General features: G+C 71.4%; 24 protein-coding genes. 13 read left to right on the forward strand and 11 right to left on the reverse strand.

Going from position 1 to position 21,605, the window contains the following annotated elements; genetic code table 11:
• Positions 1-73: 73 nt before the first annotated feature.
• A complete protein-coding gene (locus ACIQCZ_RS23410) occupies positions 74-487 on the reverse strand; it encodes a VOC family protein (protein ID WP_402284628.1) in 414 nt (137 codons plus the stop codon).
• A gap of 164 nt (positions 488-651) precedes the next feature.
• On the reverse strand, positions 652-1,542 hold the full coding sequence (locus ACIQCZ_RS23415; RefSeq protein ID WP_402284629.1) for a neutral zinc metallopeptidase: 891 nt from the start codon (positions 1,540-1,542) through the stop codon (positions 652-654).
• Between the two features lie 271 nt (positions 1,543-1,813).
• Here ACIQCZ_RS23415 and ACIQCZ_RS23420 point away from each other — a divergent pair, with 271 nt between their 5' ends.
• The 3 genes from ACIQCZ_RS23420 to ACIQCZ_RS23430 all read left to right on the forward strand — a co-directional run bounded on the left by ACIQCZ_RS23420 (position 1,814) and on the right by ACIQCZ_RS23430 (position 4,969).
• On the forward strand, positions 1,814-3,412 hold the full coding sequence (locus ACIQCZ_RS23420; RefSeq protein WP_376210109.1) for an ABC-F family ATP-binding cassette domain-containing protein: 1,599 nt from the start codon (positions 1,814-1,816) through the stop codon (positions 3,410-3,412).
• Positions 3,413-3,754: 342 nt separating this feature from the next.
• On the forward strand, positions 3,755-3,976 hold the full coding sequence (locus ACIQCZ_RS23425) for a helix-turn-helix domain-containing protein (protein ID WP_018518904.1): 222 nt from the start codon (positions 3,755-3,757) through the stop codon (positions 3,974-3,976).
• Between the two features lie 201 nt (positions 3,977-4,177).
• Positions 4,178-4,969 carry an enoyl-CoA hydratase/isomerase family protein gene (locus ACIQCZ_RS23430; RefSeq protein ID WP_402284630.1) on the forward strand — a complete coding sequence of 264 codons (792 nt, stop codon included), beginning with the start codon at positions 4,178-4,180 and terminating at the stop codon, positions 4,967-4,969.
• Between the two features lie 49 nt (positions 4,970-5,018).
• Here the strand turns inward: ACIQCZ_RS23430 and ACIQCZ_RS23435 are convergent, their stop codons facing one another.
• Entirely contained in the window at positions 5,019-5,726 is a 708-nt protein-coding gene (locus ACIQCZ_RS23435) for a hypothetical protein (protein WP_402284631.1), read from the reverse strand.
• A 92-nt stretch (positions 5,727-5,818) separates the two neighbouring features.
• On the opposite strand from ACIQCZ_RS23435, the gene ACIQCZ_RS23440 reads away from it, so the two are divergent.
• Genes ACIQCZ_RS23440 through amaP form a run of 5 tightly spaced genes read left to right on the forward strand, consistent with a single transcriptional unit; the run spans position 5,819 to position 8,142 of the window.
• Complete coding sequence (locus tag ACIQCZ_RS23440) at positions 5,819-6,292, forward strand: Asp23/Gls24 family envelope stress response protein (RefSeq protein WP_376220622.1); 474 nt, start codon at positions 5,819-5,821, stop codon at positions 6,290-6,292.
• 32 nt (positions 6,293-6,324) lie between these two features.
• A complete protein-coding gene (locus ACIQCZ_RS23445; protein ID WP_351083660.1) occupies positions 6,325-6,516 on the forward strand; it encodes a hypothetical protein in 192 nt (63 codons plus the stop codon).
• 5 nt (positions 6,517-6,521) lie between these two features.
• A complete protein-coding gene (locus ACIQCZ_RS23450; RefSeq protein ID WP_402284688.1) occupies positions 6,522-6,875 on the forward strand; it encodes a hypothetical protein in 354 nt (117 codons plus the stop codon).
• Entirely contained in the window at positions 6,872-7,558 is a 687-nt protein-coding gene (locus tag ACIQCZ_RS23455; RefSeq protein WP_402284632.1) for a DUF6286 domain-containing protein, read from the forward strand. Before ACIQCZ_RS23450 ends, ACIQCZ_RS23455 begins: the two co-directional genes overlap by 4 nt.
• Complete coding sequence (amaP, locus tag ACIQCZ_RS23460) at positions 7,555-8,142, forward strand: alkaline shock response membrane anchor protein AmaP (RefSeq protein ID WP_402284633.1); 588 nt, start codon at positions 7,555-7,557, stop codon at positions 8,140-8,142. Before ACIQCZ_RS23455 ends, amaP begins: the two co-directional genes overlap by 4 nt.
• An 81-nt stretch (positions 8,143-8,223) precedes the next feature.
• Here the strand turns inward: amaP and ACIQCZ_RS23465 are convergent, their stop codons facing one another.
• The 6 genes from ACIQCZ_RS23465 to ACIQCZ_RS23490 all read right to left on the reverse strand — a co-directional run bounded on the left by ACIQCZ_RS23465 (position 8,224) and on the right by ACIQCZ_RS23490 (position 13,785).
• Positions 8,224-8,979 carry an SDR family oxidoreductase gene (locus ACIQCZ_RS23465; RefSeq protein ID WP_376220631.1) on the reverse strand — a complete coding sequence of 252 codons (756 nt, stop codon included), beginning with the start codon at positions 8,977-8,979 and terminating at the stop codon, positions 8,224-8,226.
• Positions 8,980-8,984: 5 nt separating this feature from the next.
• Positions 8,985-10,784: a glycoside hydrolase family 15 protein gene (locus tag ACIQCZ_RS23470; protein ID WP_402284634.1), complete on the reverse strand. Its 1,800-nt coding sequence runs from the start codon at positions 10,782-10,784 to the stop codon at positions 8,985-8,987.
• Between the two features lie 114 nt (positions 10,785-10,898).
• The gene (locus ACIQCZ_RS23475; protein ID WP_402284689.1) at positions 10,899-11,714 is read right to left on the reverse strand and encodes an SURF1 family protein; all 816 of its coding nucleotides are present in this window, start codon (positions 11,712-11,714) and stop codon (positions 10,899-10,901) included.
• A gap of 71 nt (positions 11,715-11,785) precedes the next feature.
• On the reverse strand, positions 11,786-12,019 hold the full coding sequence (locus ACIQCZ_RS23480; RefSeq protein ID WP_072482991.1) for a hypothetical protein: 234 nt from the start codon (positions 12,017-12,019) through the stop codon (positions 11,786-11,788).
• A gap of 63 nt (positions 12,020-12,082) precedes the next feature.
• The gene (locus ACIQCZ_RS23485; RefSeq protein ID WP_376220635.1) at positions 12,083-13,081 is read right to left on the reverse strand and encodes a DEDDh family exonuclease; all 999 of its coding nucleotides are present in this window, start codon (positions 13,079-13,081) and stop codon (positions 12,083-12,085) included.
• A 29-nt stretch (positions 13,082-13,110) separates the two neighbouring features.
• Positions 13,111-13,785: a TetR/AcrR family transcriptional regulator gene (locus ACIQCZ_RS23490; protein ID WP_402284635.1), complete on the reverse strand. Its 675-nt coding sequence runs from the start codon at positions 13,783-13,785 to the stop codon at positions 13,111-13,113.
• Positions 13,786-14,011: 226 nt separating this feature from the next.
• Here ACIQCZ_RS23490 and ACIQCZ_RS23495 point away from each other — a divergent pair, with 226 nt between their 5' ends.
• From ACIQCZ_RS23495 to ACIQCZ_RS23515, 5 genes are read left to right on the forward strand one after another with little or no spacing between them, the layout of a single operon-like run.
• Positions 14,012-14,812, forward strand: coding sequence for an acetoacetate decarboxylase family protein (locus tag ACIQCZ_RS23495; RefSeq protein WP_402284636.1), 801 nt, complete (start codon positions 14,012-14,014; stop codon positions 14,810-14,812).
• On the forward strand, positions 14,809-15,693 hold the full coding sequence (locus ACIQCZ_RS23500) for an SDR family NAD(P)-dependent oxidoreductase (RefSeq protein ID WP_402284637.1): 885 nt from the start codon (positions 14,809-14,811) through the stop codon (positions 15,691-15,693). The genes ACIQCZ_RS23495 and ACIQCZ_RS23500 overlap by 4 nt, the downstream gene beginning before the upstream one ends.
• Positions 15,694-15,703: 10 nt before the next feature.
• Positions 15,704-16,981, forward strand: a complete 1,278-nt coding sequence (locus ACIQCZ_RS23505) for an amidohydrolase family protein (RefSeq protein WP_402284638.1) — start codon at positions 15,704-15,706, stop codon at positions 16,979-16,981.
• Positions 16,981-18,216: an amidohydrolase family protein gene (locus tag ACIQCZ_RS23510; RefSeq protein ID WP_402284639.1), complete on the forward strand. Its 1,236-nt coding sequence runs from the start codon at positions 16,981-16,983 to the stop codon at positions 18,214-18,216. Before ACIQCZ_RS23505 ends, ACIQCZ_RS23510 begins: the two co-directional genes overlap by 1 nt.
• Before the next feature lie 25 nt (positions 18,217-18,241).
• Complete coding sequence (locus ACIQCZ_RS23515; RefSeq protein WP_402284640.1) at positions 18,242-18,955, forward strand: VIT family protein; 714 nt, start codon at positions 18,242-18,244, stop codon at positions 18,953-18,955.
• Positions 18,956-19,137: 182 nt separating this feature from the next.
• Here ACIQCZ_RS23515 and ACIQCZ_RS23520 read toward each other — a convergent pair whose 3' ends face one another.
• Both ACIQCZ_RS23520 and ACIQCZ_RS23525 read right to left on the reverse strand, forming a co-directional pair.
• A complete protein-coding gene (locus ACIQCZ_RS23520; protein WP_402284641.1) occupies positions 19,138-21,144 on the reverse strand; it encodes a beta-N-acetylglucosaminidase domain-containing protein in 2,007 nt (668 codons plus the stop codon).
• A complete protein-coding gene (locus ACIQCZ_RS23525; RefSeq protein WP_402284642.1) occupies positions 21,141-21,542 on the reverse strand; it encodes a hypothetical protein in 402 nt (133 codons plus the stop codon). The genes ACIQCZ_RS23520 and ACIQCZ_RS23525 overlap by 4 nt, the downstream gene beginning before the upstream one ends.
• Between the last annotated feature and the right edge of the window lie 63 nt (positions 21,543-21,605).

The raw sequence follows: 21,605 nt of genomic DNA on the forward strand, positions 1-21,605 counted from the left end.
CTCCCTCGTCCGCCTCAGAACCGCACGCACCGGACCGCGTCCGCCGTCCGGTCCGAGACCACCCGACAGACCCTCAGCCGGCCGACCCCGGCGCGTACGTCCCGAAGCTCCACACATTGCCCTCCGCGTCCCGCGCCATGTAGTCGCGCGAGCCGTAGTCCTGGTCCGTGGGCGGCATCAGGATCTCCACCCCGTGCTCCACGGCGCGGGCGTGATGCGCGTCGACCTCGTCCACCACGACGTAGACACCGGCCGGTCCCGCGTCCCGCATCGCCTTGGCGAAGACACCCTCACGCCCCTTGGAGCCCAGCATCACCCTGCCGTTGCCGCAGGACAGCTCCGCGTGGAGCACCTGGTTGTTCTCACCCTCGTACACCGCTTCCTGGGTGAAGCCGAGGCCCTCCGTCAGCGTCTTGATCGCGGCCTTCGCGTCGTCGTACAGAATCGTCGGATAGATCGTCGGAACGCCGGCCGGTGCGCCTGCCATGGCGCTCACCTCTTCCCGTACTCCATGAAGCGCTTCCCCGAATTCTGTGATCTGCGTCTCAGATCTGGTCCCAGTCTTCCATCGGCCACCGACAACGGCCCGGCCTGGCCCGTCCCACCCGGCCCGGCAGGGAGACCGCCCCGCGGTCGGGCGAACGGCCGGGTTCAGCGGAAGGTGTTGCAGTCGGCCATGTCGCCGCGGCGGAATCCGGCGGTGAACCACTGCTGCCGCTGCGCGGACGAACCGTGCGTCCAGGACTCCGGCGTGACCCGGCCCTGGAACCTCTCCTGGATCCGGTCGTCCCCGACCGCGGCGGCCGCGTCCAGCCCGTCCCGGATGTCCGACCGCGTCAGCGAGGTGATCAGCGGCCGACCGGTCGACTCGTCGGGCGTCGTCGTCGCGTGATGCGCCCAGACCCCGGCGTAGCAGTCCGCCTGCAGCTCCATCTTGACCGCGTCGCTGTTCGCGCCGGCGCGACCGCCCTGCGCCCGGCTCAGCGTCCCCATGAGGTCCTGCACATGGTGTCCGTATTCATGGGCGACGACGTACGCCTGGGCGAACGGGCCGCCGCCGGAGCCGAACTTCGTCCGCAGTTCGTCGAAGAACCCGAGATCCAGATAGACCTGCCGGTCGCCCGGACAGTAGAACGGCCCGACCGCCGAGGTCGCGGAGCCGCACGCGGTGCCGATCCGGTCGGTGAACAGGACCGTCCGGGCGTCCGTGTACGTTCCGCCCCGCCGCCGGAACTCCTGCCCCCAGTAGTCCTGCACGCTGTTGACGACCGCGACGATCCGGCAGTCCTCCCTGGTGTTCGCGTCCTGCCCGGTCCGGCAGGTCCGCTGCACCTGCGCGGCCGACGAGGCGGTCGCCGTCGTGCCCGAGCCGCCGGACGACAGGCCGAGCTGATCGGGACCGACACCGAAGAACAGCCCCAGCAGCAGCGCGACGAGCCCCACGATGCCGCCGCCCACGGTGGCCCTGCCGCCGGGGACGCGGCTGCCGCGCACGTCCTGGACCTCGGACGTGTCCAGGTCCGCGTCGTCGTCGAACTGCATGGGGCACCACCCTCTGCTCCGGCCGTGGTGGTCTCGCCACCTCCGCCGAGTATTGGGCAGTTCACTCGGCGATGCCCTTTTTGGTCGCGCGGTGGAGTGGGGCGGCAGCGCTGAGCGAGCCTCGGCAAGTGCCGTGAACTCATGCGGAAAAGAAGTTGCACACCGCCAGTAGACTGACCCCCATGGCAAATCTCCCTGTGCATGAGTAGCGGCGTCGAGTCGAACTCAGTCATCGTCCCGTCCGCCGTCCACACCGCCCTGGAGTTTTACCGTGATCACCGCTTCCGGCATCGAGCTGCGCGCCGGCGCCCGCATCCTCATCGAGTCCGCCTCCTTCCGCATCTCCAAGGGTGACCGGATCGGCCTCGTCGGCCGCAACGGAGCGGGCAAGACCACGCTCACCAAGTGCCTGGCGGGCGAGGGCAACCCCGCGGGCGGCAGCATCACGCGCTCCGGCGAGGTCGGCTACCTCCCGCAGGACCCGCGCACCGGTGACCTCGACGTACTCGCCCGGGACCGCATCCTCTCCGCCCGCGGTCTCGACGAGATCCTGCGCAAGATGCGTGAGAACGAGGAACGGATGGCGAACGGCAAGGGCGCCACCCGTGAGAAGGCGATGAAGAAGTACGAGCGCCTGGAGACGGAGTTCCTCACCAAGGGCGGTTACGCCGCCGAGGCCGAGGCCGCCACCATCGCCGCCGCGCTCAGCCTGCCCGACCGGGTGCTCGGACAGCCGCTCCACACGCTCTCCGGCGGTCAGCGCCGCCGCGTCGAGCTGGCCCGCATCCTGTTCTCGGACGCCGACATCCTGCTGCTCGACGAGCCGACCAACCACCTCGACGCCGACTCGATCGTCTGGCTGCGCGACTACCTCAAGACCTACCGCGGCGGCTTCATCGTGATCTCCCACGATGTCGAGCTCGTCGAGACGGTCGTCAACAAGGTCTTCTACCTCGACGCCAACCGCTCGCAGATCGACATCTACAACATGGGCTGGAAGCTCTACCAGCAGCAGCGCGAGGCGGACGAGAAGCGCCGCAAGCGCGAGCGGCAGAACGCCGAGAAGAAGGCCGCGGCCCTCAACTCGCAGGCCGACAAGATGCGCGCCAAGGCCACCAAGACCGTCGCCGCGCAGAACATGGCCAAGCGTGCCGAGCGGTTGCTCTCCGGCCTGGAGGCCGTCCGGGTCTCCGACAAGGTCGCCAAGCTGCGCTTCCCCGAGCCCGCGCCGTGCGGCAGGACCCCCCTGATGGCGGAGGGGCTGTCCAAGTCGTACGGCTCGCTCGAAATCTTCACCGATGTGGACCTCGCCATCGACAAGGGCTCCCGGGTCGTCATCCTCGGACTCAACGGCGCGGGCAAGACCACGCTGCTCCGGCTCCTCGGCGGCGCCGAGAAGCCCGACACCGGCCAGGTCATCGAGGGGCACGGACTCAAGCTCGGCTACTACGCCCAGGAGCACGAGACCCTCGACCCGGACCGCTCCGTGCTGGAGAACATGCGCTCCGCGGCGCCCGACCTCGACCTCGTCGACGTCCGCAAGACGCTGGGCTCGTTCCTCTTCTCCGGCGACGACGTCGACAAGCCCGCAGGAGTCCTCTCCGGCGGCGAGAAGACCCGTCTCGCGCTGGCGACCCTGGTGGTCTCCTCCGCCAACGTGCTGCTCCTGGACGAGCCGACGAACAACCTCGACCCGGCCAGCCGCGAGGAGATCCTCGGCGCGCTGCGCACCTACAAGGGCGCCGTCGTCCTCGTCACGCACGACGAGGGGGCGGTCGAGGCCCTTCAGCCGGAGCGCATCATCCTGCTGCCCGACGGGGTCGAGGACCTGTGGGGTGCGGACTACCAGGACCTGGTCGCCCTGGCCTGATCCCCGTCCGGCCACCGTCTGATCCACTCCGAATGGATCATTCGGCCTACGCGTGATCCATCATCTGCGTGAGTACGTCTCGTACCTCGGCGCGGCGCCCGGCAGATGGCTGCCGGGCGCACCCGTTCGGGGGCGGCGATCCCCGTGTGGCCCTGACCTGGCGGTTCATCCCGGGCTTGTCCCCACCCCTCTCCACAGCCCCACGGAATGGGGGATTCCGGTCGTGTAGACCCGTTCCCCGGGCGGTAATCCGGTTGCATGGACCTTGCCGAATGGGTGGCCAGGAAGCCCCCGAGGGGTGATCATGAGAGTCCAGAGCGCACTTCCCATGAGGAGGCACGGGTGGCCGAGACTCTGAAGAAGGGCAGCCGGGTTACCGGCGCCGCGCGCGACAAGCTCGCGGCAGACCTGAAGAAGAAGTACGACTCCGGTGCGAGCATCCGGGCGTTGGCCGAAGAGACCGGCCGCTCCTATGGATTCGTCCACCGGATGCTCAGTGAGTCCGGAGTCACGCTGCGTGGACGCGGCGGAGCGACACGAGGCAAGAAGGCCGCCACGGCCTGACGGCCCTCGGCGGATCGGGGCAGGGTCGTCAGGCCCGTCCCGGGGCTCACCGGTTTCGGCGGTGGCCACCCGGTCGATCGTGATGTCGATCGGGTGGTTACTGTTCAGTCACTTAGGATCTTTCGTTTGGATCGAGCCCGGCCTGATCCAAACGCGAGGCCCTGGCTCGACCTGCTGACTGACCCGAACCGGAGGCGCTCCATGACCTCGCTCGACTCTGTGCTCGACCAGGACGGCGTACGACTCACCGTCGATGACGCGGTTGCCACGGTGACCCTCACCAATCCGGCCAAGCGCAACGCTCAGTCCCCCGCTCTGTGGCGGGCGTTGACGGAGGCCGGACGGGCGCTGCCCGGCAGTGTGCGGGTCGTCGTGCTCCGTGGCGAGGGCAAGTCCTTCTCCGCGGGTCTCGACCGGCAGGCGTTCACCCCCGAGGGGTTCGACGGCGAGCCGTCCTTCCTCGACATGGCGCGCGGCCCGGAGTCCGAGCTCGACGCGACCATCGCCGAGTACCAGGAGGCGTTCACCTGGTGGCGCCGCAACGACATCGTGTCGATCGCGGCTGTCCAGGGGCATGCGATCGGTGCCGGCTTCCAGCTCGCTCTCGCCTGCGATCTGCGGATCGTCGCCGAGGACGTTCAGTTCGCCATGCGTGAGACCGGTCTCGGTCTCGTCCCCGACCTCACCGGCACCCACCCCCTGGTGCACCTGGTGGGGTACGCCCGCGCGCTCGAAATCTGCGCCACGGGCCGCTTCGTGCACGCCGAGGAGGCCGAGCGCACCGGACTGGCCAACCTCGTGGTCCCCGGCGACGAGCTGGACTCCGCGGCCCGCGACCTGGCCGGCGCGCTGCTGGCCGCCCCGCGCGACGCGGTCGTGGAGACCAAGGCGCTGCTGAGCGGCGCCGTCTCCCGTGGCTACGAGGAGCAGCGCACCGCCGAACGCGCCGCGCAGGGCCGGCGACTGCGCGACCTGGCGGGCATCACCGACTGAGCACCGACGACCGCCGCCGGGCGGGCCCGGCCCCCGACCCGTCCGGCGATCAGTCCCGTCCCACCACCGCCGTGACCAGCACCGCGACCGAGGGGTGCCCGTCCACCGCGGCCGCCACCGCGCCGCGCACCGCACGGGCCACATCGAGCGCCCGATGGTCCGGATCGGTCGCCAGCTCGACCCGTACATGATCGGGCCCGGTGTGCACGGCATCGCCCAGCACCCGGGTCAGCGTCACGACACCGGGAACAGCCGCGGCCGCGATCCCTGCCGGCCCCTGCGGTCTCGCCGCGGGCACCCCGACCGGTGCGGGCGCCCGCACCGGCGGCCGGGCCGGGGTGTCCAGCAGTTCCGTCACCCGGAGATCGGCCCCGGCGACCACCAGACCCAGCCGCCGCCCGGCCGCCGTCAGCAGCGCCGAGCGCAGCGCCGACGCCGCCGCGGGCAGCGGCCGGTCGGACATCGCCGACATGGTCGCCTCCATCCACAGCGGCCCCGGCGGCAGCGCGCTCGGCGGCGGTTCCACTTCCGGGGCCGGGGCCCCGTCCGGATCCGCCACCCGGATCCTGAGCTCCCCGAGCACCGCACCGGGACCCGGTCCGCCCACCGCGTCACGCAGCACCGCCACCGCGGCCCGCTCCGAGATCCATGCCCCGTCCGCCGGACCGCCCAGGGGAATCAGCCGACCCGGTCCGAGCCGTCGTCGAACCGCCGCCGTCCACCCGTCGGCCCTGTCCGGGCTGTCAGCCGTCGTCATTTCCCCAGCCTGCCGCATCCATGACGCGGTACGGGGCAAGCGCACCTAGTGTGGGCAAAGAGGTCCAACCTGCCCCGAAGGGAAGAGTGGCGATGACCGACACCCCCCAGCGCAACCGTCCCGACAGCCCCGACAAGGAGCCGAGCACGCTCATCAAGCGTGGTGGCGGAGACCCGGCCACCCGTGGCCGCACGACCATCGCCGACGGTGTCGTCGAGAAGATCGCGGGAATGGCGGCGCGCGACGTGGTCGGCGTCCACGCGATGGGCAGCGGCCTCTCGCGCACGTTCGGCGCGGTGCGCGACCGGGTGCCCGGTGGTGGCAGGTCCGTCACCCGCGGGGTGAAGGCGGAGGTAGGTGAATCACAGACCGCGCTCGATCTGGAGATCGTCGTCGACTACGGCGTCTCGATCGGCGACGTCGCCCGCGACGTACGGGAGAACGTGATCGCGGCGGTCGAGCGGATGACCGGCCTGGAGGTCGTCGAGGTCAATATCGCGGTGAGCGATGTGAAGCTGCCCGACGAGCCCGACGACGAGGACCAGCCCGAGCCACGTCTCCAGTAGGCCTTCCACCGAAGGCAGTTGAGGAGCACACGATGAGCATGGCGGTGGTCGGCATGGTGGCCGGCATGGCGCTCGGATTCGCCGGGTACTTCGGCGGATTCGGGGCCTTTCTGCTGGTGGCGGCGTTGGGGGCGATCGGCTTCGTCGCCGGTCGCTTCCTGGAGGGCGACCTGGATCCCGGCGACTTCTTCCGGAGTCGCGAGCGCGGCGACCGACGGCGGTGACGGCGTTGTCGGGGGTGAGCGGCCGGGTGGCCGCGGGTGAGCGCGGGGAGACCAGGATCGCCGACCGGGTGGTCGCGAAGATCGCCGCACAGGCGGCGAAGGAGGCGATCGGCGAACCGCCGGAGGAGGGCGCCTCGCCGCGCGCCACGGTCACAGTGCACCGGGACACCGCCCGGGTGCGGGTGAGCCTGGAGCTCGGATACCCCACCGACATCGGCCGCCAGTGCGGCGGGGTGCGTCGGCATGTCGTCGAGCGGGTGATGGCGTTGGCCGGGATGGAGGTGCCCGAGGTCGTCGTAAGGGTCGAGCGCCTGTATCCGACGGGAGCGGGTGTCGCGGCACGGGGGAGGGTCCGATGACGGAGCCCCAGGACCCGGAGGACGGCACGCGACGGCCGCCCGCCGCCCCGCCCGCCGAACAGGGGGACGTGCTCGAACTCGACCGGTCCGCCTCCTGCGCCGCGTACGACCCGGTGCCCGTACGGCCGGACGACGACGGCAGGGCGGGCCGCTTCTGGTCCGCGCGCCGTATCCCCGCGGCGGTCCTCGCCCTGGTGGTCCTCGGCGCCACCGGTCTGCTGCTCTACGACGTGGCGGCGGTACGGGCCGGTCGCCCCGGGATGAAGTGGCGGCGCACACTGGCCGACGAACTCGCCCACCGGCCGCTGGACGACGTCTGGGTGCTGGCCGGCGCGGCGGCCGCCGTGGCGATCGGACTGTGGCTGCTGGTGCTCGCCGTCACCCCAGGACTCCGCGCCGTGCTGCCGATGCGCCGCGACCGGCCCGGAGTGCGGGCGGGCCTCGACCGGCCCGCCGCGGCTCTGGCCCTGCGCGACCGGGCCGTCGAGATCTCCGGTGTCCAGTCGGTACGGGTCCGGATGAGCCGGAGCAGGGCCGTGGTGCGTGCGGTGTCGCACTTCCGCGAGCTCGACGACGTACGGGCCGATCTGGACACCGTGCTCGCGACCGGCATCAAGGAACTGGGGCTGGCCAGACCGCCCAGCCTGTCCGTGCATGTCCGCCGTCCCACGAGAAAGGGGTGAGCCCGTTGCTCAGGACCGTCAACCGGATCCTGCTCGGCCTGGCCGCGGTGGTGCTGGTCTGCGTCGGCGGTGCGGTGCTCGCCGCCGGGCTCGGCCTCTCCGTGCCGTCCTGGTGGCCCTGGTACGGCAGGAGCGATGTGCTCCTCGGCGAGACCGACCGGGACCACTGGAGCGGCGAGGGCTGGTGGTGGCCCGCGGTGATCGCGGCCCTGGCGATCGTGGTCGTCCTCGCCCTGTGGTGGCTGCTGGCCCAGCCGCGCCGGGCCCGCCTCGCCGAGGTGCTGGTGGACAGCGGTGACGGCGAGGGCGCGCTGCTCCGGGGCCGGGCCCTGGAAGGCGTGCTCGCCGACGAGGCGGGAAGCCTGGACGGCGTGGCCCGCGCCCAGGTCGTGCTGACCGGCCGACGCGGTTCGCCGCACGCCAGGATCCGTCTGCTGATGGAGCCGCACGCGGCGCCGGAGGAGACACTCGGCCGTCTCACCGACGAGGCGCTGGCCCATGCACGGGATTCCGCGGGGCTGGCGCGGCTGCCGGCCGAGGTGCGGTTGAGGGCGGTCAGGCACCGCGCGGAAAGGGTGAGCTGACGGGCCTCGCGACGGCTGTCCGCGATGACCGGGCGGGGGCGGGAAAGGTGCCCCGTCCGGTCATCGGTGCGGCGGCCCGGTTCAGAAGCCGTGCCGGGAGCCGCCGTCGATCGGCAGCATGACGCCCGTCAGATACGACGCCGCGGGCGAGAGCAGGAACGCCGTCGTCCGGCCGAACTCCTCCGGAGTCCCGTAACGGCGCAGCGGGATTCGCGCCTCATTGGCCGCACGGGACGCCTCCGCGTCGCCCGAGAGCGCATCCAGCTCACGCACCCGGTCCGTGTCGATCCGGGCCGGCAGCACGCCGACCACCCGGATGCCCCGGGGACCGAGCTCGTCGGCCAGGGACTTGGCGAATCCGGCCAGACCGGGGCGCAGACCGTTGGAGATCGTCAGCCCGGCGATCGGCTCGTACACGGAGCCGGAGAGCACGAAACCGATGACGCCGCCCTCGCCGAGCGTGGCCGCCGCGGCCCTGGCCAGGCGCACCGCGCCCAGGAACACCGACTCGAAGGCCGACTGCCACTGCTCGTCGGTGTTGTCGGCGACGAAGCCGGGCGCCGGTCCGCCGACGCTGATCAGAATGCCGTCGAGCCGTCCGAAGCGCTCGTGCGCGCCGTCCAGCAGGCGCTGCGCGGAGGCGGGGTCGCCGTTGTCGGCGGCGACCCCGACGGCGTCCGGCCCCAGCTCGGCGGCGGCCGACTCGGCGCGCTTCTCGTCCCGACCGGTGATGATCACCCTCGCGCCGTCCTCGGCCAGCGCACGAGCGGTGGCGTTGCCCAGCCCCCGGGTCGCTCCGGTGACGATGTACACACGGTCCTTCAGTCCAAGATCCATGGGGTCTATCCTGCCGTGCCGCCCTCCAGCGTGTCCTCCCCGGCCAGTGCCATGGCGGTGCCCACCAGTCCGATATGGCTGAACGCCTGCGGGAAGTTGCCGAGCTGCCGGTGCCCGGCGATGTCGTACTCCTCGGCGAGCAGCCCCACATCGTTGCGGAGTGTCAGAAGCTGCTCGAAGAGCTCTCCGGCCTCCTTGGCGCGCCCGGTCAGGAGCAGGGCGTCGGCCAGCCAGAACGAGCAGGCCAGAAAGGCTCCTTCGCTGCCGGGCAGCCCGTCGATCGAGGAGCCGTCCGTGCTGTAGCGGCGGACCAGGCAGCCGCTGCCCAGCTCTTCCCGGACCGCGTCGACCGTCCCGATCATCCGGGGATCGTCCGGCGGCAGGAAACCGGTCCGGGCGATCAGCAGCGTGGCGGCGTCCAGATTCCGGGAGCCGTAGGACTGGGTGAAGGTGTTCCGCACCGGGTCGAAGCCCTTCTCGCAGACCTCCCGGTGCACGGCGTCCCGCATCACCCGCCACCGGTCCGCGTCGCCGGCCAGCGAGGGGTTCTTCTCCAGGGAGCGCACGGCACGGTCGGCGGCGACCCAGGCCATCACCTTGGAGTGCACGAAGTGGCGGCGCTGGCCACGGATCTCCCACAGGCCCTCGTCCGGCTCGCGCCAGGTCGACTCCAGGAAGCCGAGCAGGCTGAGCTGCAGATTCCAGGCGTGCGGCCTCTCGTCCAGACCCGCCTCGCGCGCGAGCCGCAACGAGTCGATGACCTCGCCGTACACATCGAGCTGGCGCTGGCGGACCGCGGCGTTGCCGATCCGGACCGGGGTGGAGTTCTCGTAACCGCTCAGCCACGGGAGTTCCGACTCGGGCAGTCGGCGCTCGCCCGCCAGGCCGTACATGATCTGCAGATCTGCCGGGTCCCCGGCAACGGCCCGCAGCAGCCAGTCGCGCCAGGCGGCGGCCTCCTCCAGATAGCCGGCCGAGATGAGGGCGCCGAGGGTGAGCGTGGAGTCCCGCAGCCAGCAGTAGCGGTAGTCCCAGTTCCGTACGCCGCCGATCTCCTCGGGCAGCGAGGTGGTGGGAGCCGCCACGATGCCGCCGGTGGGGGCAAAGGTGAGCGCCTTCAGGGTGATCAGCGAGCGGATCACCGCCTCCCGGTACGGGCCCCGGTACTTGCACGGTGCGGACCACTCGGCCCAGTCGGACAGGGTGTTCTCCAGGGCTTCGAACGGGTCGACGAGATCGGGGCGGGGCGAGTGCGAGGGGTGCCAGGTCAGGACGAACGCCACCCGCTCGCCGGTGGAGACGGTGAACGACGAGCAGGTGGAGAACTGCTGGCCCCAGGTCTTGACCGGTGGTTCGCTGCGCAGCCAGGCGGAATCCGGTCCCGCGACCGCCACCCGGTGCCCCTCCGAGCGGCGCACCCACGGCACGACCGTGCCGAAGTCGAAGCGCAGCCGGATCACGGAGGTCATGTCGACGGTGCCGCTGATGCCCTCGACGATGCGCATGACCTCGGGTTCCTGGTCGCGCTGCGGCATGAAGTCGATGACCTTGACCGTGCCGGTACGGGTCACCCAGTACGTCTCCAGGACGAGGGAGTCACCCGCGTAGCGGCGTCGGGTGCAGGAGTCGGCGCCCTTCGGGGCGATCCGCCAGTGGCCGTTGTCCTCGTCGCCGAGGAGGGCCGCGAAACAGGCGCCCGAGTCGAAGCGGGGCAGACAGAGCCAGTCCACGGAACCGTTCCTGCCGACCAGGGCGGCTGTCTGCAGATCGCCGATGAGGGCGTAGTCCTCGATGCGTGGGGTCACGTTCTGGCGTGTTCCCGAACCTGGGCCCCGTTAAGCAGTTCCTGTCCCACGAGAAGCGGGGGGTCACGCCGACGCGGAGCCCGGACGGCCCGGCCGGAAGCCGCAGGGTCGGGCTCAGGCCTTCGCGGGTTCCGGCTGCTGCGGGCCGGACGTCTCCTGCTCCCCGGCGGCGGCCTCGGCCGCGGCCGTTGTCCGGTCGCGCTTCTCCCTGCGGGCGAGGACCACGAAGCCGACCGGAACACCGGCGGCGAACAGCCACCACTGCACGGCGTACGCCATGTGCGGGCCGATCGAGCTGTCGTCGGGGGAGGCGATCAGTTCCGGGGAGCCGCCGGCCGGCTCGGGGCCGGTCTGCTCGATGTACCCGCCGAGTACCGGCCGGGAGAGCCTCTTGGCCTCCTGGGAGCTGCTGATCAGCATCACCTGGCGGTCCGGCAGGTCCGAGATGTCCTTGATGCCGCTGGCGCTCGTCGTCTCGTCGGCCTTGAGCCGTCCGGTGACGGTCACCTCGCCCCTGGGCGCGGCGGGCACGTCGGGGAAGGCGCGCTGACTCTCGGCGGAGGGCACCCAGCCGCGGTTGACGAGGACCGTGCCGCCGCCCTTGAGGTCGAGCGGGATCAGGACGTGGACACCGATCCGGCCGTCTGTGGAGGTCCTGCGGCGTACGACCACTTCGTGCGCGGTGTCGTACGTACCCGTGGCGGTCACCGTGCGCCAGTAGTCGGAGCGCGGAACCGTGTGGCCCGGGGAGGTGAGCGAGGCGACCGGAACCGGTCTCGCCTTGAGGTTGCGGGAGATCAGTGCGTTCTGCGCGACCTTGTGCTCATGCCGGTGCAGCTGCCAGAAGCCCAGCTCGACCATCGTGGGAATCAGCACGAGGGAGAGGAGGGCGAGGATCAGCCACTGCCGGGTCAACAGGAAGCGGTACACCCCATGACGGTACAACTGCGTCATGGGGTGCATCGCGCAGGGGTGGGGGAAGGGGGTGCGGCGGCCGGTGGTCAGACTTTGTCGATGATGCCCACCTTCCCCTCGGCGCGGGCGCAGTGACCGCCGCAGAACCAGTGCCCGTCGACCTCGACACCCTGGCCGATGATCTGGACCCTGCAGTGTTCACAGATGGGCGCCATGCGGTGAATGGCGCAGGAGAAGCAGTCGAAGACATGCACGGCGCCCTGCGCGTGCACCTCGAAGGACATGCCGTAGTCGTTTCCGCAAACCTCGCAACGTGCCATGCGCCACAGGGTGGGACGCCGGAGCTGCGGCGGGCGAGCGGCGGGCGGGCGAGTCGCCCCGGTTCACTCCGATGACGGCGCGGCCGGCTGTGTCCGGGCCGGCGCCACGTCGCGCAGCAGATGCGTGAAGGCGCTCTCGTCCAGGACCGGGGTACCGAACGACTTCGCCTTCACCGTCTTCGACGTCGCCGAGTCCGGGTCGTTGGTGACGAGCAGACTGGTCAGCCGGGACACGCTGGTCGCCACATGCAGCCCGGCCTCCACGGCCCGGTCCTCCAACAGCTCGCGGTCGACGGAGGTGTCCCCGGAGAACGCGACCCGCATGCCCTGCATGAGGGGTTTGTCCTTCTCGTACCGTCCGGGGTTCGGATACGGGCACGCCGGGCGCTTGCGCGAGGGACGCCAGCTGTTGTGGCCGTACGAAGGCTGGTACCCGATCCGGGGTGTGACCGGGGAGTCCGACCACTCGGTCAGCGGCCGGCACTCCAGCAGCGGCAGCCGCACCCCGCCCCGCGCCGCCGCGTGCAGACTCGGCCGGAACGCCTCGGCCAGCACCCTGGCGTCGTCCAGCGCGTGGTGGGCGCGCTGCTGCACGACCCCGAAGTGCGCGGCCAGCGACTCCAGCTTGTGGTTGGGCAGCGGCAGCCGCAGCTCCTTGGAGAGCGCGATGGTGCACAGCCGGTGCTCGACGGGGGCGGTGACCGAGGCCCGTGCGTACTCCCGGGCCAGCATCGACCAGTCGAAGGCCGCGTTGTGCGCGACGAGCACACGGTCCGCGAGCCGCTCGGACAGTTCGGCGGCGATCTCCGGGAAGAGCGGAGCGCCTTCGAGGACGTCGCTGGTCAGCCCGTGGATCCAGACAGGACCGGGATCGCGCTGGGGGTTGACGAGGGTGTACCAGTGGTCCTCGACATCGCCCTGCGCGTCCAGGCGGTAGACGGCGGCGGACACGATCCGGTCGTCCCGTGCGAGTCCGGTGGTCTCCACGTCGACGACCGCGTACCCCTGCGGGTACGCGGTCGGCCACGGTGCTGCGGTCTGGCGGTCGTCGAGCATGGTCACAGAGAATACGGGCCGCGACTGACAGTCTCCTATTCGGCAGCCTCCCGCTCCGGCGCGGAGGTTCCGGGGCACGAGGCGTGCTGCACGGGGCCGGCCAGCAGCCCCGCCACCAAGGCCCGTACGGAGTCCGCGAACAGCCGGTCCGGATCGGCGGGCCGGGCCAGAGCGCGGGCCAGTGCCGGGTCGTCCTCCGAGGCGGCCGCGGTCCACAGATCGCCCTCGCCGGGGGACTGCACGGGGGAACGCTCGCGGTTGCGTTCGACGAGCAGGAAGCCGACGGTGTGGAACTGCACCGCCCGGACCGCGGCGGCCGCCCGCGCCCCGCGCAGTCCCGCGGCGTGCACCTCGCGGACGAGGGCCTGCTGTGCGGGGAGGAACATCCGCTCGGTGAGGCCCCGTTCATGGACCATCGCGATCAGATGCGGACGGGCCCGCAGTTCGCGGCGCAGAGTGCGGGCGACGGAGACGATGCGGGACGCCGGGGTCCGGCCGACGGGGCGGAGGGTGCCCATCTCCCGCACGGTGCGCTCGACGAGGGCGTCCAGCAACGACTCGCGGTTGCCGACGTGCCAGTAGATCGACGTGACCGCCGTGCCGAGTTCGGCGGCGAGCCCGCGCATGGTGAGGGACTGCGAGCCGTGCCGCCTCACCAGGGTGGCAGCCGTTTCCAGGACCTCTTCGCGGGTCAGTGACGATCGCGGCACAGTGCTCCTTGATTGCCGAACTCCGTTACGTGCATGTCTATTTACCCTTCATCGGTGACGGTGTAACTGTGTTACAGAGCCGCACGAAAGCCCGGACGCGAAGGAGCGAAGAAGCGAAGAAGCGGGGACGCGAAGAAACGGAGACGAGAAGTCACGGAGTCACGGACACACGGAGAACCGATTCACGGCCGACCGGTCCTCGGACGGCCGAGAAGGGTGGTACGGCATGGCACGTGTACGGTACGGCGCGCGCACCGCGGCCGAGATCGCGGCGGCCCGCGCGGCCCGCTCCAAGCTCCCCGACATCTGGTCCACCGGTGTGGTGGCCCTCTGGGAGAGCGACCCCGACGCGGTGGCGGCCGTTCTCCCGCCGCCCCTCGGACCCGCCGGACGCCCGCTGGTCCGGGCCACCATCAGCACGGTCGAACTGCCCGGCTACCCACTCGGTGCGGGCTCCGTCTCCGTCGCCGCCGTCCATGACGGGCACGAGGGCTGGTATCCGCTCGTCATGCCGATGACCCATGAACGGGCGCTGATCGGCGGCCGTGAGGTGTTCGGCGAACCGAAGAAGCTCGGCGAGGTGACCGTCGAACGCGACGGCCTCGTCGTCCGCGCCGCACTCGCCCGGCACGGGATCGCGTTCGTCGAGGTGCGCGGCGCGGTCGGCGGACCGCTCCCGCTGCCGGAACCGACGGCCAAGCTCGACTTCTACTTCAAGTTCCTGCCCGCCGTGGACGGCGAGGGCTTCGACTCCGACCCCGTCCTGATCCACTGCACGCGCCACGAGAAGGTCCGCAGGCTGGAGAGGATCTCGGGCGACGTGGTGCTGCGCGAGTCGGTGTACGACCCGGTCGCGGACCTCCCCGTACGCCGGCTGGTCGACCTCACCATCGGCGAGAAGACCAGCGACCAGCGGGGCGAAGCCGTGCGGCGGGTGAGCGCCGAGGCGCTGCTGCCGTACATCCACCAGCGTTACGACGACCCGCAGCAGATCCATGACGGCCCGCCGGAAGGAAGTGCCCGATGAGGCTGGAGGAGGGCCAGGTCGCCGTCGTCACCGGCGCGGCGAGCGGCATCGGCCTCGCGCTGGTGCGCAGGTTCGCGGCCGAGGGGCTGAAGGTCGTCCTCGCCGATGTGGAGGAGGGCGCGCTGGAGAGGGCGGCGGACGAACTGCGCCGGAACGGCGCGCGGGTGCTGGCCCGGGTCGTCGACGTCGGCGAACGGGAGTCCGTACAGGCCCTGGCCGAAGCCGCGTACGACACCTTCGGCGCGGTGCATGTGCTGTGCAACAACGCCGGTGTCGGCTCCGGGGCCGAGGGCCGGATGTGGGAGCACGAGCCGAACGACTGGAAGTGGGCCTTCGCCGTCAATGTGTGGGGTGTCTTCCACGGCATCCAGGCGTTCGTGCCCCGCATGATCGCGGACGGCGGCCCGGGGCACGTCGTCAACACCTCGTCCGGCGACGGCGGGATCGCCCCGCTGCCGACCGCCTCCGTGTACGCGGTCACCAAGTCCGCCGTCGTCACGATGACCGAGTCGCTGTACGCGCATCTGAAGGCGGAGGGGGCGGCGGTCGGCGCCTCGGTGCTCTTCCCCGGCCCGCACATGCTCCGCACCGGGCTGTGGGAGTCGCACCGCAACCGGCCCGAGCGGTACGCGAAGGAGCGCCCGCGCAGGACCCCGTACCGCAGCCTCGACCAGTGGGAGTGCGCCATGCGGGCGGCGGGTCACGAGGTGGAGTTCACCCCGGTCGAGGACGTCGCGCAGACCGTCGTGGACGGGATACGCGCCGACCGTTTCTGGATGCTGCCGGAGAGCGAGCACAGCGACCGGCAGATCCGCGCCAGGTCGCAGTCGATGCTCGACCGGGCCGAACCGTCGTACCTGGAGAGTTTCATACTCGACTGAGGAGCGAGCGATGACCGACGACCCGTACCTGATCATCTCCTCCGACTGCCACGCCGGACTGCCCACCGAGGAGTACCGGCCCTACCTCGACCCCCGTTTCCACCGGGACTTCGACGAATTCCTCGCCGGCCGCGACCGCCGCCGCGAGGAGATGACCCGTCTCGGCGTACGCAACGAGGCCTTCGCGGACAAGTGGTTCCATGACAACGAGGAAGGTCTGAAGGGCGGTTGGGACGCCGCCCGGCGCCTGAAGGAACTGGACGGCGACGGGGTGGCGGCCGAGGTCGTCTTCCCGGACGCGGACGCCGTCGACAGCCGGACCGCCGCCCCGTTCGGCGTGGGCCTCGGACTCTCCGGCGACCAGGACCCGGAGCTGGGCATGGCGGGCGCGCAGGCCCACAACCGCTGGCTCGCCGACTTCGTCTCGCAGAACCCCGAACGCCACTGCGGGGTCGCCCTGTTGCCCGTCACCGGCGAGGTCGACCGGGTGGTCGCGGAGATCCACCGGGCGAAGGAGTCCGGGCTCGGCGCGCTCATGATCCCCTCCATGTGGGTGGACAAGGCCCCGTATCACGACCGCCGTTACGACCCCGTGTGGGCGGCAGCCGCCGAGACGGCCATGCCGGTCGTCACGCACTCCGGAGCGGCCCCGCGCCACGAGTACGGGGACCACCTCGGCATCTATGTCTCCGAGGTCACCTGGTGGCCGTCCCGCCCGCTCTGGTTCCTGCTCTGGTCGGGGGCCTTCGAACGCCACCCCGGGCTGCGGTTCGGGGTCGCCGAGTCCGGCTGCTGGTGGCTGCCGAATCTTCTCTGGTTCATGGACCGGCTCTATCTCGGCGCCCACGGCGGAAAGAAGCTCTCGCCGTTCGCCGAGCTGAAGCGGCCCCCGCACGAGTACCTCGACCGCCAGGTCTTCGTCTGCGCCACCAACACCAAACGCCGCGAACTCGCCCAGCGGTACGAGATCGGCGTCGACAACATCCTGTGGGGCAGCGACTTCCCCCACCCGGAAGGCACCTGGCCGAACACCGCCCGGTGGCTGCGCGACACCTTCCACGACATCCCCGTCGCCGAGACCCGCCGCATGCTGGGCCTCGCCGCCGCGGACGTCTTCGGCTTCGACACGGCGAAGCTCGCCCCGATCGCCGAGCGCATCGGTCCCACCCCCGGGGACCTGGGCCAGAGCGCCGACCAGGCAGCGGTCGAGGCGTCCTGGGCGAGGTCGCGCGAAGCGGGCCGGCACTGGCTGACCGGCCGCGACTTCCCGGTCCTGGGAGCCGACTGATGGACCGTCGTACGGATCGCTACACCGTCATCTCCGCCGACTGCCACGCCGGAGCCGACCTCCTCGACTACCGGTCGTACCTGGAGACGAAGCACCACGACGACTTCGACGCGTGGGCGACGGCCTACGTCAACCCGTACGAGGACCTCCTCGCCGACACCGCCGACCGCAACTGGAACTCCGCACGCCGCGTCGCGGAGCTGGAGGCGGACGGCATCGTCGCGGAGGTCGTCTTCCCCAACACCATCCCGCCCTTCTTCCCCTCCGCCGCCCTGATGGCGCCCGCGCCCTCCCGGGCCGAGTACGAGCAGCGCTGGGCGGGTCTGCGTGCCCACAACCGCTGGCTCGCCGACTTCTGCGCGCAGGCGCCGGGCCGGCGCGCGGGTGTCGCGCAGATCCTCCTCAACGATCCCGAGGAGGCCGTCCGAGAGGTCCGCCGCACCAAGGAGGCGGGCCTGACCGGCGGCATCCTGCTGCCCGGTGCCCCGCCCGGCTCCGGCGTCCCGGAGCTGTACTCCCAGGTCTACGACCCGCTGTGGGCGGTCTGCGCGGAACTGGACGTACCGGTGAACCACCACGGCGGCTCGGCCTCCCCGCCGCTCGGCGACGAACCGGCGGCCCGTGCCGTCTTCATGGTGGAGACGACCTGGTTCTCGCACCGGGCGCTGTGGCACCTGGTCTTCGGCGGGGCGTTCCGCCGCCATCCCGGACTGAAACTCGTCCTCACCGAACAGGGATCCGGCTGGATCCCCGGTGTCGTGGAGATGCTGGACTACTACCACGGCCGACTGGTGGCGGCGGCCGGACGAGCCGCCACCGCCGAGTCCAAGTTCGGTGCGGGCCTTGCCGCTTCCATGGGCGCGAGCCCGAGCGAGGTGTGGCGCGACAACTGCTACGTCGGCGCCAGCTTCATGCGACCGCACGAGGTGCCGCTGCGCGACCGGATCGGCCTCGACAAGATCATGTGGGGCAGCGACTACCCGCACGACGAGGGCACCCATCCGTACTCCCGGGAGGGCCTGCGGATCGCGTACGCGGGCCTGCCGCCCGCCGAGATCGCGGCGATGACCGGCGGCAACGCCGCCCGTGTCTACGGCTTCGACCTGGCCGCCCTCGACCGCATCGCCGCGACCGTCGGCCCGACGGTGGACGAGATCGCCGAACCCCTGAAGGAGGCCCCGCCCGACGCGACCAGCCCCGCCTTCGCGCCCGGCGGGTCGGTACGCGTCTGGTGACGGGGCGGAGTGAGACCATCCCCGGGTGACGGGTACCCAGACGCATGACGAAGCACACGACAACGGCCTCGGCGCGCGGCTGAACTGGCTGCGCGCCGCGGTCCTCGGCGCGAACGACGGCGTGGTCTCCACCGCCGGCCTGGTCGTCGGCGTGGCCGGCGCCACCGGCGACCGCGGCACCCTGCTCACGGCGGGCCTGGCCGGCCTGCTGGCCGGATCCATGTCGATGGCGGCGGGCGAGTACGTCTCGGTGTCCACCCAGCGCGACTCGGAACGGGCCGCGCTGGCCATGGAGAAGCGGGAGCTGGCCGATGCTCCGGAGGCCGAACTCGTCGAACTCACCGGCCTGTTGGAGGACAAGGGGCTGAGCCGGGAGGTCGCCCGCGAGGCCGCGCTCCAGCTGACCGAACGCGATGCGCTCCGCGCCCACGCGGAGGTGGAGCTGGGCATCGACCCGGACGAGCTGACGAACCCGTGGCACGCGGCGGGCGCGAGCTTCCTGGCCTTCACGGTGGGCGCGCTGCTGCCGCTGCTGGCGATCGTGCTGCCCCCGGCGCCGCTGCGACTGATCGTGACCGTGGTGTCGGTACTGGCGGCGCTGGCACTGACGGGCTGGTGGAGCGCCCGCCTGGGCGAGGCCGCGGCAGGACCGGCGGTGCTGCGGAACATGGGCGGGGGAGCGCTGGCGATGGCGGTCACGTACGCGGCGGGGGAGTTGCTGGGGGCGGTGGGGGTCTGACTGCGCGGACCGCGCTGGAACGCCTGCTGCGCCTTGCTCCGTCAACCCTCCCCGTGCCACGGCACGTTCCCGGATCGACGGAAAGCCGACCTCTGTTCGACGCCCCCGCGCGCTCCCGTCCGCACCGTACCCGCGGGCGACGGTCGGGTCGGTATGCCGCACACCTGCCTTTGCTCGGTGTCCTACAGGGTTTTCGCGGCTCGGTCCATGAAGGCGTCGAGCACGCCGTCGGCGACCTTGACGTTGCCGTGCGGGCGGGTGGCGCCGGGGATGGTGCGTACCGCGGCCGCCTCCCGCGCGAGCTCGGCCGCTGCGGTGAACGAGCGGGTGGCCTTGCCCTTCTCGCCCTTGGCGCGGTGTTCGAGCCCGTCACAGGTGTGCTCAAGGGCCTTGGCCCACAGGGTGAGTGCGTCCAGCCAGGGCTTGGTCTCGGCGGCGAAGCCCGGGTCGGTGACGGTTCTGCGGATCTCGGTGGGGGCTTCGGCGAGTGAGCGTGTCTGTGCGCGCAGTGCCGTGACCGCTTGGTGTTTCCTGCCCGTGTGCCAGGATCGTTCGATGGCGTCCAGCCGGGCCTTGAGCGCGGGGGCCGCGGGCTGCCATGGCGTGCCGGTCCAGCTGGGCGCCATGTGCTGGGTGTCGAGGAAGGTCAGCAGGGCGTGGGTGCCTTGCGGGTCGTGGGCGGTCATGTGTGCCGCGGCGCTGTGCCAGGAGTCAGTGGGCCGGTAGGCGTGCGGGTTCCAGGCGTAGTCGGCACCGGTGAATTCGGCGATCTTGCTGGCCGATGCCTGGTTCATGGGGTTGAGCGCGACGCCGCTGAGGTGCTCGCCGAGCCTGGGGGTGCGCTTCGCGTAGGGGGCGAGCAGCAGGCGTCCGGCGGCGTGGTCGTAGTCGTTGGTGGGGTAGTTGTCCCAGAGCAGCACGTCGTGGCCCCACACGTCGGCCGCTCGACGGGTCTGTGCGGTGGTGATGGAGGTGGGCACCACGTCGGCGCCCGTCCACCACACCTGCACGCGGTCGTCCAGGGCGCGGCGCAGGGTCTTCTTGTACGGGGTGTCGGCGAGGTCGCTGTACTGCGTGGGCACGAACTGCAGCGGGCGCATGCCGCGGTGCCGGTCGACGAACTCGCGCTGCACGCGGTTGGTGAGGTCGGCCTGAGCGGCGGCGGCGGACTGCTCCGAGACGGGCCCGTAACGGGCGTAGTCCGCGGCACCGTTCCATACGGGCAGCGGGTGGATGTCGTCGAAGGCCAGGGCGAAGTCCCGGATCCCCAGGTTGTACAGGGACCGGAGCTTGCCGGTCAGGGCCTGGCGGTCGCCCGCATCGTTGTAGGTGATGGACTTGCCCGGGGACAGGACATAGGTGAAGCGCACGTGGTGGTCGGCGGCGTGCCGGGCCAGCTCGGCCAGCTCGCGTTCCAGTTTCCTCGGGTAGCGCTCGCGCCAGCGGTCACGTTCGTACGGGTCGTCCTTGGGCGCATACAGGTAGGTGTTCAGTTTGACGGAGCCGTAGAAGGCGATCTGGTCCAGGCGCTCCTCGTGGGTCCAGGGCTTGCCGTAGAACCCCTCGACGACCCCGCGCAGCGGCATGGCGGGGTGGTCGACGACCGTGGCGCCTGCTATCCGGCCGCCGGCGGTCAGCTGGGTGAAGGTCTGGGCGGCGTAGCGGACACCGTCGCCGTCGGCGCCCGCGAGCAGCACTTCGATGTGGCCGTCGAGGCTGCTGGTGGTGATCTGGTAGCCCTCGGGCGGCAGTGTCCCGGCGGTGAAGGCATTGCTGCGTCCCAGCTTGTCGGCCATGTGCGGAGCCGAGACGGTTCCGATGACAACAGCCATCGGCCCTGCGGGACGCGAGGCACCGCTGAGGGGAGAGACACGGACGTCGGTGGCACCCGCGCGGCGCAATGCCGCTTTCACCAGAGCGACGGAGCGGGCCTCGGTGCCCTGTGCGGTGAGCAGGTCCACCCGACGCGGCACCGAGAGATCGGGCCCGGTACGGCGTATCTGCTGCGGGGTCGGCGACACCCGTGGCAGGTCATCACCGGTGACGGATGCCCGGGTGATCGAGGGCGCGTCGGGGGTACTGCGGGAGCCTGCTGCGTGGTCGTGCCTCCCCACTGCGCCCAGGGGTGCGCAGCCTGCGAGCAGCAGCCCGCCGCCCAGCCATGCGGTGACGGTCCTGCGGCGGATCATCGGCCCTGCTCCGCGCGGCGGGCACCGAGCAGGGCCCAGGCGGCCAGCAGCAGCAGGACGAGCCAGCTGCCGGGCACCAGGAGGAACAGAGAGGTGGCGACGGAGGAGACCGGGTCGCCCAGTGGCAGGACCAGCCAGTACGCCACGGCACTGGTGAGGATCACCACCAGAGCGGCCAGCGGCCACACCAGCGCCCCCGCCACTTTGGCACGACCGCTCCATCCGCGAGCCGGCAACCACACGGCCAGGCCGATCAGCCAGCCGACGACGGGCAGCAGGAACCCCCCGAAGACCAGTAGCACCACGGCTGTCGTCTGCGCGGGTGTGCAGCCGCGCGCGGAGGCGCGAGGTACAGCCGGTGCGGGGGCGTCCGGGGCAGGGGGAGAGGTACGGTTCATGAAGGTTCCTGTGGGTGCGGAGGGTACGCGGGGCCGCTCCTGGCCGGAGGGATTCCGGCGGGC

Origin of the sequence: Streptomyces sp. NPDC093149, from assembly GCF_044754145.1 — a bacterium.
Classification (GTDB): Bacteria; Actinomycetota; Actinomycetes; order Streptomycetales; family Streptomycetaceae; genus Streptomyces.